Below are 13,766 nucleotides of genomic sequence, written 5' to 3' on the forward strand. Positions count from 1 at the left end.
GTCGTCAACCGTAGAGCGACTGGAGTACAGCCCCTCCGTCTGCGTCGTCGACGAGAGGGGTGGCTTCGATGTCCATGAATTCGTACCACTGCGCCATCCAATGGAAGATGGCTTTCGGGTCATCGCTTTCTGCGATGGCGAAGCCCTTGCCATCACAGCCATGCCAGCGACCGATCAATTGAGCGCCGGCGGGAGGAGAGCCGCCGGTCTCGAGAAATCTCTTGACTGCTGCCCGATAGGCGTCGCCGTGCGGCAGTGTCCATGACATCAAGAACTTCATGATCGACTCCTTCAGTATGTTGCTGATGACCTCCGTTGACCCGAAACGTGTTCGACGTTATTGATCATGAATCTCCGAGAGTAGGGCCCAAGGTCCCGCCTGGCCGCCGACGCCGCGCCCCGTCGACGATGCACGCGATCTCAGATTCATCCCCAAAGCCGGATCCATCCCCAGGCGTGGGCTCGGCGCGGGCGATCTGTCGGTCCGCTCGGTGAGGGTGGAGTCATGTCCCCCACCGCCCGTGTCGCTTCGCCCTCGGAGCGCATCGACTCGCTGTTCGAGGAGTTGGCGGAGCTGACCGGGCAGCGCAATGCGATCGACGGGCGGATCGTGGAGATCGTGGCGGAGATCGAGCGCGACGAGTTGCGCGGCATCACCGGAGCCAGGTCGGCGGCGCATCTGGTGGCATGGAAGACCGGGGTGTCCCCGTCGCGGGCGGAAACCATTGCCGCGGTGGCGAATCGGCTCGACGAGTTCCCGCAGTGTGTGGCCGGGTTGCGGGAAGGCCGGCTGTCGCTGGATCAGGTCGGCGTCATCGCCCAGCGGGCGGCCGACGGCTCGGACGAGCACTACGCGCAGTTGGCCGCCAGCGCCACGGTGGCGCAGTTGCGCACCGCGCTCAACCTGGCACCGAAACCCAAGCCGGAACCTGAGCCCGCGCCGGACCCGGAGCCCGACGATGAGTCGGAGCCCAAGCCCGCAGCGGCTCCTGGCCCGGAACCCTCGATCACGACGACCTCCGACGAGCAGTACACCCACTGGCACATCCGGCTCCCCCACGTCGAGGCTGCGGCGTTCGAGGCGGCGCTGCAGTCGCACCGGGACGCACTGTTCGCCGACTGGAAACAGCAGGCGGGCAACACCTCTGCGCCGATGCCCAGCACCGCGGACGCCTTTCTACGGTTGGTGCACGCGGGGTGGGACGCCGAGGCCACCGCCCGCCCGCACGGGCAGCGCACCACCGTCGTCGTGCACGTCGACGTCAAAGATCGGGTCGCGTCGCTGCACCTGGGCCCGCTGCTCACCGACGCGGACCGGCGCTACCTGACCTGTGACGCGACGTGCGAGGTGTGGTTCGAGCGCGACGGCCGCACCATCGGAGCGGGCCGATCCACCCGCACCGTCAACCGACGGCTGCGTCGGGCTCTTGAGCATCGAGATCGGACCTGCGTGGTGCCCGGCTGTGGGGCCACCCGCGGCCTGCACGCCCATCATCTGAAGCACTGGGAGGACGGCGGCCTGACCGAACTGGCCAACCTCGCCCTGGTCTGCCCGTATCACCACCGAGCCCACCACCGCGGGCTCATCACGATCAGTGGGCCCGCCGACCACCTCGTCGTCACCGACCACGCCGGCCGACCCATGACGTCGGCATCCCTGGCCCGGCCGCCGACCCAACCCCCACCCGACGTCCCTCCGTGCTCCGGGCCCACCGGGGAACGCGCCCAGTGGTGGTGGTACCAACCGTTCGAACCCAAGCCACCGCCCGCCCGCGGAGGGTGAAAGGCGAAGGCTAGAGGCCGAATTGGTCGTCGACGATGCCCAGCCAGACCTGGGCCGCGTCGATCGCCACCTTCTCGCTGATGAAGGCATGCTGGGTGCCGGTGTAGATGTCGCGGAACGCGCGCTCGAGCCGGCTGCCCTCGCGGATCGACGTCGTACCCGCCGCCAGATGCGCCCATTCGGCGCACGTGCGGGCGGTGTCGGTGGCGAACACCGCCGCGACCCGCATGTCGGCCCGCATCGTCGGGGTCAGGTCGTCGCCGGCGGCGACGGCGGCCTCCGCCGAGCCGAAGGCGTCGAGCACCAGCAGCCGTGCCGCCCGCCATCCCGCGACATGGTGAGCGAGGCCCTTCTGGAAGGTGGGCCGGGAGGCCAGCGAGGCCATGTCGCTCATCCGGAACTTGGTGGCCGCGAGCTCGGCGACGTCGTCGAGCATGCTCTTGGCCACCCCGAGCGCCCACGCGGCATGACCCGCCGCGGTCACCGGCATCATGCCCATCCGGGTCGCGGGCGAGCTCCCCCGCCGCGGTTCACGGGTGAACAGCGCGAACGTGCGCCGGTGCGGGACGAACACGTCATGGATCGCATAGTCGTAGGAGCCGGTGCCCCTGAGGCCCTGCACGTGCCAGCCGTCGAGGAACTCGACCTCGGCGCGGGGCACGATCGCGACCTGCATGTCGGGCACCCCCTCGCTGACCCACTGCATCTCCCCGTCGACCATCGGCAGGAATCCCGCCGCGACGTACTCGGCGTGCCCGGTGCCCGACCCGAAGCTCCACGATCCGGTGAGCCGGTAGCCGCCCTCGACGGCGACGCCCTGCCCGTTGGGGAAGAACTGTCCGCCCATCGTGACGTGGTTGTCGTGCGCGGTGAAGACCTCGTCGAAGCCGTCGTCGGGCAAGTAGGTGGCGGCCGCGAACGAGGACGGCATGTTGGCGATCCCGATCCAGCCGAAAGAACCGTCTTGCCAAGCCATTTCGATCCAGGTGTCGATCATCTCGGCGAAGGACGGTTCCGTGCCGCCCGCCGGAGCGGGGTTGAAGGACGACATCAGGCCCGTCGACCACATCGCGTCGACGATGCCGGGGGCCAGCGTGCGAAGAGCCTCGGACTCGGCGGCGTGCGCGCGCACCACGTCGCGCATGTCGCGGGCCAGTCCGACCACCTGATCACGAGCCATCTGCGGGACCGCTGTCACGGCCTCGACGGTAGCGGGTCAGGGCAGCGCAGTGAACAGATTCACCGGAACTGTCATCTGGGTGTCGGGCAGCTGCGGCGTCTCGGCGTCCGGGCCGGGCAGCGGCGCGACCACCGGCTCCGCGCCGGGGAGGTGCTGCTGGTCGCTGGCCGGCAGGTGCGGCTCGGGGGCGCCCGCAGGAACAGGCGCGACTTCGGGAACGGGAGCAGTCTCGGGACCGGGCGCGGCCTCTGGAACGGTCACGGCCTCAGGTGCCGGCACCGCCTCCGGCGCCGGTGCGGCCGCCGGGATCGCCTCGGGAATCGGGGCGGAGACCGGGGCGGCCTTGACCGGCGCGGCGTACTGCACGTATCCGGTCGCAGGCTCGCTGGATTCGGTGACGACCTTGCGCTGCTGCTTCGTCGTGCCGTCGGCCGGCGCGGTGACGCTCACCCAGCCGGGGTCGGCGCCGGCGGGCGGGACGACCGCACTGGCAGCCGGCTCGACCTGCGGTACCGAACCCGCGGTCAGGAACACCGCACCCACCGCGGCGGCCGCGGCCACCCCGAGTGCGGCCGCCAGCACGCGGGCGGGCCGGCGCGGGCGCCGGGCGGGGGTCTGCCGCGGCAGCGGGACGGTGAGCGCCTCGGCCGGATCCACCTCGGCCAGCGCCGCGCCGTAGGCGAGGGCCACCAGCGGGGGCATGTCGCACTGCCCGGGGTCGACGAGCACGCGGGTCGCGCACGTCAGCGGGACCGCCTCGGCGTCGATGCCGAGCGAGCCCAGATGTGACAGCAGCCGCTGGCCGTGTGCCTGGGCGTCGGGGGTCCAGACCAGGCGCACCCGCTCGACGTCGAGCCCGCAGGCCCGGGCCAGGGCATGTGCGCCGCGTGCGGCGGCCGCCGCGGTGGCGGGGTCGGCGTCCCACTCGACCGCGTCGTGATCGGCGACGGTGCGCGCTGCCTCGTCCACCAGCGCCCAGACCACCTCGGTCGCGGTCAACGACAACCCCAGCACTGCGCCCACGGCATCTCCTTCGGTCGAAGCCGGTGTCTGTGATTCATCGGGCGAGCTGTGACCACTGTTACAGCGGTTGCAGCTGCTCACCGCCGGGGAGCCTAGTGCTGCCGGCCGATTCCCGCCCGGCGAACGGGTCCGCTACTCCCCCGGCTGACCTGCCCAAACAGCGCCGACGGCGCCGCCGCCCGTCGCCACGATTGCTGGGTTCGACAGAACTGCAGGTAAAGTGCCCGCCCGTGGGCAGACATCGCTTAGCCACGCCACGGCGCCGCAGATGGTCGGCGCCCGCGGCCGCGGTTGCGCTGCCGGCGCTCGCCCTGGTATCCGTCGGCGCGGATTCGCTGTCGGCGACCACCCATGACGCGCCGTCGGCGTGCTGCGCCGAGCTGATCGCCGAACCCCCTGCCGCCACGCAGTACCGCACCACCCCGGCCGACGACGGGTTGCTGCTGGCAGCCTCGCGCTCGATGCACCGTGACCTCGAGACCGCCCTGCCCCCGACGGTCGGCTCCGAGGCGGGGCTCCAGGTGAAGACGATCCTGGTGGCTCGCGCCGTGAGCGCGATCTTCCCGGAGATCCAGAGCATCGGCGGCGTCCGCCCCGACTATCTGCGATGGCATCCCGACGGTCTGGCGATCGACGTGATGATCCCCGATCACCGCAGCCCCGCCGGCATCGCGCTCGGTGACGCGGTGCTCGCGTTCGTGATGCGCAACGCCGACCGGCTGGGCGTCGCGCACGTGATCTGGCGCCAGACGATGTATCCCGCGCACGGCACCCCGCACCGGATGAGCGACCTCGGCTCGGACACCGCGAACCACTACGACCACGTGCACATCGCGACCCTGGGCGGCGGCTATCCGGACGGCCACGGCCTGTACCTGGGCTGATCAGGCGGTCGTGTGGGCCAGCGCCTCGATGCGCCGGCGCGCCTGCTCGGCGAGCGCGGCGGTGTCGGGTCCGCCGCCGGCGCCGCACGCGGTGATCTCCACGGCGGCGTTGTAGGCAACGACGAATGTGTTGTCGCAGTTCCAGTCGGCGGCGCGCAGGCTCCACAGCACGCTGTCGCGCGGCGCCTGCGCCGCCGAGGGCGCCACGTCGAACACGTAGGAGTGCCCGCTCATCGTCGTGACGGTCACCCGCGTGCCGCGGCAGGACCGGACCGTCTCGCCGACGGTCTTCAGCGCGGCGGCCGGGTCGAAGTCAGACCGGTACACCGCGGCCATCTCCTCGACGAACACGGCGCCGTCGTCGCTGGTCCAGTGGCCACCGGCGGTGGCCAACGGCCGGCCGGCGGTGATGAAGGGCGGATCGACCTCACGCGCCGGCCCTGCGCACTCCTCGGGTGTGGCGGTGGTGAACAGGTTGCCCTCCTCGCGCTTCACGGCGGGGCTCAGCAGATCCCCGACCTGCAGCACCGTGATCGGCGCGGCCAGCGCCGCCGGCTGGGGCCGCGCGTCGTCGATCTGACGCGTGCACCCGGCGGCGAGGGCGATGGCGACCGTCGCGGCCGCCACCGGTGCCAGCCGGGCCACCGGGATCACCGCCCGAAGCCGGCGTCCCGGAGCGCCTGCGCCATGGATCCGCCGGCGCGGGGGCTCTCCTTCCCCCGCCGCGGCGAACCCGAGCTGCGCGGGGTCTTGTCGGGCCGGCGCTTGGCGCCGGCCGCCGGGCGTGCGGGACGGGTCTGCTCGGTCAGCCGCAGACTCAGCCCGATCCGCTGCCGGTCGACGTCCACGTCGACCACCTTGACCCGCACCACCTGCCCGGAGCGCACCACGTCGTGCGGATCGGACACGTAGCGGTCGGCCATCGCGGAGACGTGCACGAGACCATCCTGGTGCACGCCGACGTCGACGAACGCGCCGAACGCGGCGACGTTGGTGACGACACCCTCCAGGATCATGCCCACCTTCAGGTCGGACACCTTCTCCACACCCGCGGCGAAACTCGCGGTGGTGAACGCCGGCCGCGGGTCGCGGCCCGGCTTCTCCAGCTCGGCGAGGATGTCGGTGACCGTGGGGACGCCGAACCGGTCGTCGGCGATCTCGGCGGGCCGCACCCCGCGCAGTGCCCGCTCGTTGCCGATGATCTCGGTCAGACTCAGCCCGGCCCGGTCGAGGATGCGGCGCACCACCGGGTAGGACTCCGGATGCACCCCGGAGCTGTCGAGGGGATCGTCGCCGTCGCGGATCCGCAGGAACCCGGCGCACTGCTCGAACGCCTTGGGGCCCAGCCGCGGCACGTCGAGCAGGCTGCGGCGGCTGCGGAACGGCCCGGTCCGGTCGCGGTGGGCGACGATCGACTCGGCCAGGGTCTCGGTGATGCCCGAGACCCGCGACAGCAGCGGCACCGACGCGGTGTTCAGGTCGACGCCGACGGCGTTCACGGCGTCCTCGACCACGGCGCCCAGGCTGCGCGCGAGAATGCCCGGCGTCACGTCGTGCTGATACTGGCCCACGCCGATCGACTTCGGCTCGATCTTGACGAGCTCGGCCAGCGGATCCTGCAGCCGGCGCGCGATCGACACCGCCCCGCGCAGCGTCACGTCGAGGTCGGGCAGCTCGTGCGCGGCGTAGGCCGACGCCGAGTACACCGAGGCGCCCGCTTCGCTGACCATGGCCTTGGTCGGGGCGCCGGCGCCGGTGGCGCGGATGTCGGCGATGAGTTCGGTTGCCAGCGCATCGGTTTCCCGCGATGCGGTGCCGTTGCCGATCGCGATCAGCTCGATGCCGTGCCGGGCGATCAGCGCGGCCAGCGCGACCTTGGCGGCGTCCCACTGCTTCTGCGGCTGGTGCGGGAAGACCGCACAGGTGTCGAGCACCTTGCCGGTGCCGTCGACGACCGCGACCTTGACCCCGGTGCGGAAGCCGGGATCAAGTCCCAGCGTGGTGCGGTTACCGGCGGGCGCGGCGAGCAGCAGGTCTTTGAGGTTGCGCGCGAACACCGACACGGCGTCCTGCTCGGCGCGCAGCCGCAGCCGCACCCGCGCGTCCACCGACGCCGACACCGACAGCCGGGTCCGCCACGCGAACCCCACCGCACCGGCCAGCCACGGGGTGGCCGCAGCGCCCGCGGTCAGGTCGATGCCGAGCGCTTCGGCGATCATCGCCTGATAGACCACGTCGTCGCCGCCGTCGAGGGACAGCGCGAGCACCTGCTCCTTCTCGCCGCGCAGCACCGCGAGCACGCGGTGCGACGGCATGGTGTCCAGCGGCTCGGTGTAGTCGAAGTAGTCGCGGTATTTCTGTGCCGCGGCCGAGGTCCCGACGGCGTCGGAGGCGGGTTTCGTCCGCGCGGAGCCGTTCTGCCAGAACCTCTCCCGCACGGCGCCCACCAGTTCGGCGTCCTCGGCGGCACGTTCCACCAGGATGTGGCGCGCCCCGTCGAGCGCGGCGGCCACATCGGCGACCTCGTCGGACACGAACGCGGCTGCGGCCTGCTCGGGAGCGACGCCGGGGTCGGTGAGCAGCCGGTCGGTCAGCGGTTCGAGCCCGGCCTCGCGGGCGATCTGCGCCTTGGTGCGGCGCTTGGGCTTGTACGGCAGGTAGATGTCCTCGACACGCGCTTTGGTGTCGGCGGCCATCAGCGCGGCCTTGAGCTCGTCGGTCAGCGCGCCCTGCTCGGCGATCGAGGCCAGCACGGCGTTGCGGCGCTCATCGAGCTCGCGCAGATAGGCGAGCCGTTCGGCGAGTAACCGCAGTTGGCCGTCGTCGAGGCTGCCGGTGGCCTCCTTGCGGTAGCGGGCGATGAACGGCACGGTCGCGCCCTCGTCGAGCAGCCGCACAGCGGCCGCGACCTGTCCTTCTCCGACGGCCAGTTCCGCAGCGAGGCGGGCGTTTACGCTTGTCGGGCCGGAGATCGCGGCGGTGCTCGTCGTCACGCGCAGGACCCTACCGAAGATCGCCGACAGCTCGGCGCCGGACGCACCGGGTGGGTTCCCCCGGGGCTACGCGACGTGCGCCCGCAGGGACTGGGCCGGCAGCCGCGACACGTGCATCTGCGAGATGCCCATCCGGTTCGTTCGACGGCCCACACCCGGGGTACTCATCGCGGCATGCCGTCCGTCACCGCCGCCGACTATGTGCCGCCGAGCAGAGATCTCGGCGATCTCACCGCCGCCGCGCGGGCCTGCCGGGGCTGCGATCTGTTCGCCGACGCCACCCAGACGGTCTTCGGGCAGGGCCCGGCCGACGCACGGCTGATGCTCGTCGGCGAACAGCCCGGTGATCGCGAGGACGTCGCCGGCGAGCCCTTCGTGGGCCCGGCCGGGAAGTTGCTCGACAAGGCGTTGCGGGAGGCCGAGGTGCCTCGGGAACCCGTGTACGTCACCAACGCCGTCAAACACTTCAAGTTCGTCCCGGCCGAACGGGGTGTGCGGCGTATTCACAAGACACCGAGCCGCACCGAGGTGGTCTCGTGCCGGCCTTGGCTGTTCGCCGAACTGCAGGCGGTGACGCCCGAGGTGGTGGTCCTGCTGGGGGCGACAGCTGCAAAAGCGTTGCTGGGCAATGACTTCCGACTGACAGCCCACCGTGGTGAGGTGTTGCGCCTGCCTCCTGACGACGCGCCCGAGGGTGTCGATCCCTCGGTCGTCGTCACGCTGCACCCCTCGGCGGTGTTGCGCGGGCCGGCCGACGCCCGCGACGAGTCCTTCGCCTCGCTCGTCGCCGATCTCCGGTTCGCGGCGACGCTGCTGACCGGCTGAGGGGCCTGCAGGTTTGGTATCGGCACGTCCGGGTACCGCAATCGCACCGATCGACTCGCGGGGTACCCCATGCGCACTGAATTCCACGACACACTCGAGAGCCTGGTCACCGATCTCGCCGAGATGTGTGGCCGTGCCTCGGCGATGATGCGATCCGCGACGACGGCGCTGCTCGACGCCAATCTGTCCGAGGCCGAGCATCTGCGCGTCGAGCTGCCGGAGCTCAGCGCCCTGGGCACGTCGGTGCACGACCGCGCCTATCACCTGCTCGCCCTGCAGGCACCAGTCGCGCGCGATCTCCGCACCGTGGTGTCTGCTCTGCACATCGGCGCGGACGCCGACCGGATGGGGGCGCTGGCCTCGCACGTGGCGCGCACCGCGGTGCGTCGGTATCCGGAACGGGCCGTCCCCGACGAGGTGTCCGACCTGTTCACCGAGATGGGCGCGACGGCAGTGCAACTGGCCGCCGACGCGCGCGACGCGGTGCGTGCCCGTGACACCGCACTGGCCGAACGGATCTGCGTGGGTGACGAGCGGATGGACGACCTGCACCGGCAACTGTTCGTGCGCGTGGTGGGGCCGCACTGGCGTCACGGCCCGATGGGCGCTGCCGATGTGGTGCTGCTCGGCCGCTTCCATGAGCGCTTCGCCGACCACGCCGTGGAGATCGCCCGGCGCGTCTACTTCCAGGCGACCGGCGCACAGTTGGCTGCGCAACCGGTCGGTCTCTCGTAGTTGCGAGCTCAGGCCGAGATCGCGGCGGCACGCCGCGCGGCAGCGTCGTAGACCACCTCGGCATCGGTGGCGACACGGTCCCACGAGTAGCGCGAGCGCGCCCGGGCGCGCCCGGCCAGCCCCATCCCTTGCCGCAGCACGTTCTGCGCCAGCATCGAGCGCAGTGAGCGGCTCAGCGCGGCCGGGTTGTCCGCGGGTACCAGCAGCCCCGTCACCTCGGAGATGACCGCGTCCCGCGGTCCACCGTTCTCGGTGGCGATCACCGCGGCACCGCAGGCCATCGCCCGCAACACCGTTCGCGTGTCCGGGTCGTACGGCGCCGGGCAGACCGCGACATCGGCGGACCGCAACCAGGAGGCGACCTCACGGTCGTCGGACGTGGTGACGGTCTGCACGCGACCGCTCACCCCGAGACGTTCCGCGGTGGCGCGCAGCCGCCGGGCGTCGTCGTGATCGGGACCGCTGTCGCCGATGACCACCAGGTCGGCGGCCGGCAGCGACGGCAGGATCCCGAGTACCTGATGAAGGCCCTGCGCGGATGAAAAGTCCTGTGCGAGAGCGACAATGCGATGGCGCTCTGGACCGCGTGCTGCGATGTCGCCGTCCACGCTGTCGGCGTCGACGTCGACGCCGGAGGGCACCACGCTCACCCGGACGCGGGGGCATCCCCTCCGGATGACCTCGTGCATCTCGTCGGTGCAGGCCGTGGTCACCAGGGTGGCGTTGCGCGCCAGCAGCGTCTCCAGCTTGACGCCCGTGCTGTGCGTCGCCGGCGCGTCCCCGCCCGGCTGCTGTCGCGTGGCGAGCTGAGGGAAGGCCTGCACGATCGGCACCGGTCGCTGCTTGGCGGCCAGCTGCGCGGCCATGCCGTACGCCCAGCCGTGGCAGTGCACGGCGTCGGGCGGGTCGCCGGTCCAGTCGTCGATCAGGAACCGGCCGATGTCGCCGATCATCGGCATCAGATCTTCGTTGCTTCTGTCGTCCGCCGACTCCCCCGGGAGGGGCAGCACGCGGTAGCCGCCGCCCGCCGCCCCTGCGTCGACCCGCGAGGCGGTGAGCACGCGCACGTCGTGCCCCCGCCGTGTCAGCGCTGCCGCCAGGCTCGACAGGTCATAGGTGCCCGGGGCCATCGGGACGCGGCCGGGCAGGTCGCCCACTATCGCCAGCCTCATGAGTGTGGAGAGTCCCGCCGCAGTAGGCGCCAAACGCAACGACTGCGAGCACTTCGCTCAGCGGACCGGACGATTCGCGCCGTGGATGACGGGATCGGTCGATCGGGGAATGCCTCCGCGGTATCGGGGTACTGCCCTGGAAATGTGCCTGCGCCGGAGATCCCCGGATGACTGACCACCACGACCTGGTGATCTCGGCGGGCCGATCGTCGGGTGTCACGGTCATGGCGATCACCGGGACTTTGGACAGCCGGACCTATCGCCGGGTCCGCGACAGCGTGATCGAGGCCGCGGTGACCGGACTGGCGGCAGTCATCGTCGACGTCAGCCGGCTCGACGCGCCCGCGGTGAGCGCGTGGACGGCGTTCACCAGCGCACGCTGGCACGTCCTGACCTGGCCCGCCGTACCCGTTCTGCTGGTCTGCGACAGCGAGGTCGGGCGTGCGCGGATCCGGCGCAGCGGCGTCACGCGGTATGTGCCCGTGCTCGGTGACCGGGCGGCCGCGGTCGCCGCGGCGGGCGACGATCACCGACGCCGCCGGCGCGCCCAGACCCAGTTCGACGCGACGCCGTCGAGCATGCGCGCCGCACGCCGGTTCACCGAAGACTGCCTCACGGCCTGGGGGCACTCGGACATGGTCCTCACCGCGTCGACGGTGGTGACGGTGTTCGTCGAGAACGTGCTCACGCACACCCTGAGCAGACCGGTGGTGCTCGTGGAGACCGTCGACGACGTCGTGACCGTCGCGGTGAGTGACTCCGATCCCCGGCCGGCGGTACGTCAGGAGGCGCCGAAGACCGGCGCCCACACCGTCTCCGGCCTCGCCGTGGTCACGGCGGTCAGCCGTGCCTGGGGCTGCAGCCCCACGGCGGGCGGGAAGACGGTGTGGGCGTTACTCGGTCCTGAGAACCGGCTCTGACCTAGCGCAGGTCGAACCGGTCGTTGTTCATCACCTTGACCCAGGCCGCGACGAAGTCCTCGACGAACTTGCCCCGGCTGTCGTCCTGCGCGTACACCTCGGCGATGGCGCGCAGCACCGAGTTCGAGCCGAACACCAGGTCGTTGGCGGTGGCCGTCCACTTCAGGTCACCGGTCGCCCGGTCGAATCCCTCGTAGACGTTCTCCGTGGCCTGCGACGGCTTCCACTGCGTGCTCATGTCGAGCAGGTTCGTGAAGAAGTCGTTGGTCAGCGCGCCCGGCGTCTGGGTGAACACACCGTGCTTGCTGCCCCCGTGGTTGGCGCCGATGACCCGCAGACCGCCGACGAGCGCGGTCATCTCCGGTGCGGTCAGGTCGAGCAGGTACGCCTTGTCCACCAGCAACTGCTCCTGCGGGGTCTTGTCCCCGGGCCGTGCGTAGTTGCGGAACCCGTCGGCCTTGGTCTCCAGCACCGCGAACGACTCGACGTCGGTGTCCTGCTGCGACGCGTCGGTGCGACCCGGGGCGAAGTGCACGTCGATCTCGTACCCCGCGTCCTTAGCGGCCTTCTCGACCGCCGCGGATCCGGCCAGCACGATCAGGTCGGCCAGCGAGATCTTCTTGCCGCCCGACGCCGAGGCGTTGAAGTCCTGCTGGATCTTCTCCAGCGCCGGCAGCACCTTGTCCAGCTCGGACGGCTCGTTGACCTCCCAGCTGCGCTGGGGCTCCAGGCGCAGCCGTGCCCCGTTGGCGCCGCCGCGCTTGTCGGTGCCGCGGAAGCTGGCGGCCGCCGCCCATGCCGTCTTGACCAGCTGGGGCACCGACAGTCCCGAGGACAGGACCGTGCTCTTCAGCGACGCGACGTCCGCCTCGTCGACCAGCTCGTGGTCGACGGCCGGGACCGGGTCCTGCCACAGCTGCGGCTCGGCGACCCACGGTCCGAGGTACCGGCTGACGGGCCCCATGTCGCGGTGCATCAGCTTGTACCAAGCCTTGGCGAAGGCCTGGTTCATCTCCTCGGGATGATCGAGCCAGCGCCGGGTGATCTGGCCGTAGATCGGGTCGACGCGCATCGAGACGTCGGTGACCAGCATCGTGGGCTTGCGCGGCGGTCCGCCGAACGGATCGGGGATGATCGCCTCGGCGTCCTTGGCCTCGAACTGCCAGGCGCCGGCCGGGCTCTTGGTCAGCTCCCACTCGTTGCCGTACAGCAACTCGAGGTAGGCATTGCTCCACTTCGCCGGCGTGGTCGTCCACACCACCTCGAGCCCGCTGGTGATGGTGTCGGCGCCCTTACCGGAGCCGAAGGGGCACTTCCAGCCCAGGCCCTGATCCTCGATCGGGGCGCCCTCGGGCTCGGGGCCCATCCCGTCGTCCGGTCCGGCGCCGTGGGTCTTACCGAGGGTGTGGCCACCGACGATCAGCGCGGCGGTCTCCTCGTCGTTCATCGCCATCCGGCCGAACGTCTCGCGGATGTCGTGCGCCGCCGCCAGCGGATCCGGCTTGCCTTCCGGCCCTTCGGGATTCACGTAGATCAGGCCCATGGTGGTGGCGCCGAACGGCTCGGCCAGCTTGCGGTCGCTGTCGTTGGTTCCGGCGTAGCGCTTGTCGGTGCCCAGCCAGGTGTCCTCCTGGCCCCACAGCATCTCCTCGGGCTCCCAGATGTCCTCACGGCCGAACGCGAAGCCGAAGGGCTGGAATCCGGCCGACTCCAGCGCGGCGTTGCCGGCGTAGGCGATCAGGTCGGCCCAGGAGATCTTGTTGCCGTACTTGCGCTTGATCGGCCACAGCAGACGGCGGGCCTTGTCCAGGTTGGCGTTGTCGGGCCAGCTGTTGAGCGGGGCGAACCGCTGTGAGCCCTGGCCGGCGCCGCCGCGGCCGTCGTAGATGCGGTAGGTGCCGGCGGCGTGCCAGCTCATCCGGATGAACAGGCCGGCGTAGCTGCCGTAATCGGCGGGCCACCAGTCCTGAGAGGTGGTGACGACGTCGAGCACGTCGCGCTTGAAGGCCTCGACGTCGAGCTTGGCGAACTCGGTCGCGTAGTCGAAGTCCTCACCGAGCGGGTTGCCCTTCTCGTTCTGCTTGTGCAGCACCGAGACGTCGACCTGCTCGGGCCACCAGTCCTTGTTGGTCAGTGGCGCATGGGCTTTGGGCTCCGGCGCGTCGATGACCGGGTTCTCGCTCTCGCTGTGGCTGTGGGTCTTGGTGTCTGAATGCGGCGGGCGGGCATCGGACGTATCAGAGGACACAAC

General features: G+C 71.0%; 12 protein-coding genes. 5 read left to right on the forward strand and 7 right to left on the reverse strand.

Translation table 11 applies throughout. From position 1 onward, the window contains the following. Positions 1-4: 4 nt before the first annotated feature. Positions 5-280: a DUF3303 domain-containing protein gene (locus MCHLDSM_RS06030; protein ID WP_048469326.1), complete on the reverse strand. Its 276-nt coding sequence runs from the start codon at positions 278-280 to the stop codon at positions 5-7. Positions 281-505: 225 nt separating this feature from the next. Here MCHLDSM_RS06030 and MCHLDSM_RS06035 point away from each other — a divergent pair, with 225 nt between their 5' ends. After that, on the forward strand, positions 506-1,783 hold the full coding sequence (locus tag MCHLDSM_RS06035) for an HNH endonuclease signature motif containing protein (protein ID WP_048469327.1): 1,278 nt from the start codon (positions 506-508) through the stop codon (positions 1,781-1,783). A gap of 10 nt (positions 1,784-1,793) precedes the next feature. Here MCHLDSM_RS06035 and MCHLDSM_RS06040 read toward each other — a convergent pair whose 3' ends face one another. Together MCHLDSM_RS06040 and MCHLDSM_RS34930 are read right to left on the reverse strand one after the other, a co-directional pair. Then, positions 1,794-2,963, reverse strand: coding sequence for an acyl-CoA dehydrogenase family protein (locus MCHLDSM_RS06040; RefSeq protein ID WP_048469328.1), 1,170 nt, complete (start codon positions 2,961-2,963; stop codon positions 1,794-1,796). A gap of 36 nt (positions 2,964-2,999) precedes the next feature. Continuing rightward, on the reverse strand, positions 3,000-3,986 hold the full coding sequence (locus MCHLDSM_RS34930) for a hypothetical protein (protein WP_131722603.1): 987 nt from the start codon (positions 3,984-3,986) through the stop codon (positions 3,000-3,002). A gap of 230 nt (positions 3,987-4,216) precedes the next feature. On the opposite strand from MCHLDSM_RS34930, the gene MCHLDSM_RS06050 reads away from it, so the two are divergent. Beyond that, the gene (locus tag MCHLDSM_RS06050; protein ID WP_048469329.1) at positions 4,217-4,870 is read left to right on the forward strand and encodes a VldE C-terminal domain-containing protein; all 654 of its coding nucleotides are present in this window, start codon (positions 4,217-4,219) and stop codon (positions 4,868-4,870) included. Here MCHLDSM_RS06050 and MCHLDSM_RS06055 read toward each other — a convergent pair whose 3' ends face one another. Beyond that, the gene (locus MCHLDSM_RS06055) at positions 4,871-5,515 is read right to left on the reverse strand and encodes a sensor domain-containing protein (RefSeq protein WP_234713895.1); all 645 of its coding nucleotides are present in this window, start codon (positions 5,513-5,515) and stop codon (positions 4,871-4,873) included. A gap of 5 nt (positions 5,516-5,520) precedes the next feature. Beyond that, positions 5,521-7,863 carry a Tex family protein gene (locus MCHLDSM_RS06060; RefSeq protein ID WP_048469330.1) on the reverse strand — a complete coding sequence of 781 codons (2,343 nt, stop codon included), beginning with the start codon at positions 7,861-7,863 and terminating at the stop codon, positions 5,521-5,523. Positions 7,864-8,037: 174 nt separating this feature from the next. Here MCHLDSM_RS06060 and MCHLDSM_RS06065 point away from each other — a divergent pair, with 174 nt between their 5' ends. Both MCHLDSM_RS06065 and phoU read left to right on the forward strand, forming a co-directional pair. Beyond that, a complete protein-coding gene (locus MCHLDSM_RS06065) occupies positions 8,038-8,688 on the forward strand; it encodes a UdgX family uracil-DNA binding protein (protein ID WP_048469331.1) in 651 nt (216 codons plus the stop codon). A gap of 69 nt (positions 8,689-8,757) precedes the next feature. After that, positions 8,758-9,423 carry a phosphate signaling complex protein PhoU gene (gene phoU / locus MCHLDSM_RS06070; RefSeq protein ID WP_048469332.1) on the forward strand — a complete coding sequence of 222 codons (666 nt, stop codon included), beginning with the start codon at positions 8,758-8,760 and terminating at the stop codon, positions 9,421-9,423. A gap of 8 nt (positions 9,424-9,431) precedes the next feature. Here the strand turns inward: phoU and MCHLDSM_RS06075 are convergent, their stop codons facing one another. Beyond that, positions 9,432-10,595: a glycosyltransferase gene (locus tag MCHLDSM_RS06075; RefSeq protein ID WP_048469333.1), complete on the reverse strand. Its 1,164-nt coding sequence runs from the start codon at positions 10,593-10,595 to the stop codon at positions 9,432-9,434. 167 nt (positions 10,596-10,762) lie between these two features. Here MCHLDSM_RS06075 and MCHLDSM_RS06080 point away from each other — a divergent pair, with 167 nt between their 5' ends. After that, positions 10,763-11,515: an STAS domain-containing protein gene (locus MCHLDSM_RS06080; protein ID WP_201780359.1), complete on the forward strand. Its 753-nt coding sequence runs from the start codon at positions 10,763-10,765 to the stop codon at positions 11,513-11,515. 1 nt (position 11,516) lies between these two features. Here MCHLDSM_RS06080 and katG read toward each other — a convergent pair whose 3' ends face one another. After that, positions 11,517-13,763 (reverse strand): catalase/peroxidase HPI, encoded by a 2,247-nt coding sequence (katG, locus tag MCHLDSM_RS06085; RefSeq protein WP_048469334.1) that lies wholly within the window; start codon positions 13,761-13,763, stop codon positions 11,517-11,519. Positions 13,764-13,766 lie beyond the last annotated feature (3 nt).

It is taken from the genome of Mycolicibacterium chlorophenolicum (assembly GCF_001044235.1).
Taxonomy (GTDB): Bacteria; Actinomycetota; Actinomycetes; order Mycobacteriales; family Mycobacteriaceae; genus Mycobacterium; species Mycobacterium chlorophenolicum.

What these genes read in the sequence shown, in the direction of transcription:
- MCHLDSM_RS06030 (WP_048469326.1), bottom strand. Translation starts at nt 280, where the DNA reads ATGAAGTTCTTGATGTCATGGACACTGCCGCACGGCGACGCCTATCGG.
- MCHLDSM_RS06065 (WP_048469331.1), top strand. Translation starts at nt 8,038, where the DNA reads ATGCCGTCCGTCACCGCCGCCGACTATGTGCCGCCGAGCAGAGATCTC.
- MCHLDSM_RS06080 (WP_201780359.1), top strand. Translation starts at nt 10,763, where the DNA reads ATGACTGACCACCACGACCTGGTGATCTCGGCGGGCCGATCGTCGGGT.
- MCHLDSM_RS06035 (WP_048469327.1), top strand. Translation starts at nt 506, where the DNA reads ATGTCCCCCACCGCCCGTGTCGCTTCGCCCTCGGAGCGCATCGACTCG.
- MCHLDSM_RS06075 (WP_048469333.1), bottom strand. Translation starts at nt 10,595, where the DNA reads ATGAGGCTGGCGATAGTGGGCGACCTGCCCGGCCGCGTCCCGATGGCC.
- MCHLDSM_RS06040 (WP_048469328.1), bottom strand. Translation starts at nt 2,963, where the DNA reads ATGGCTCGTGATCAGGTGGTCGGACTGGCCCGCGACATGCGCGACGTG.
- phoU (WP_048469332.1), top strand. Translation starts at nt 8,758, where the DNA reads ATGCGCACTGAATTCCACGACACACTCGAGAGCCTGGTCACCGATCTC.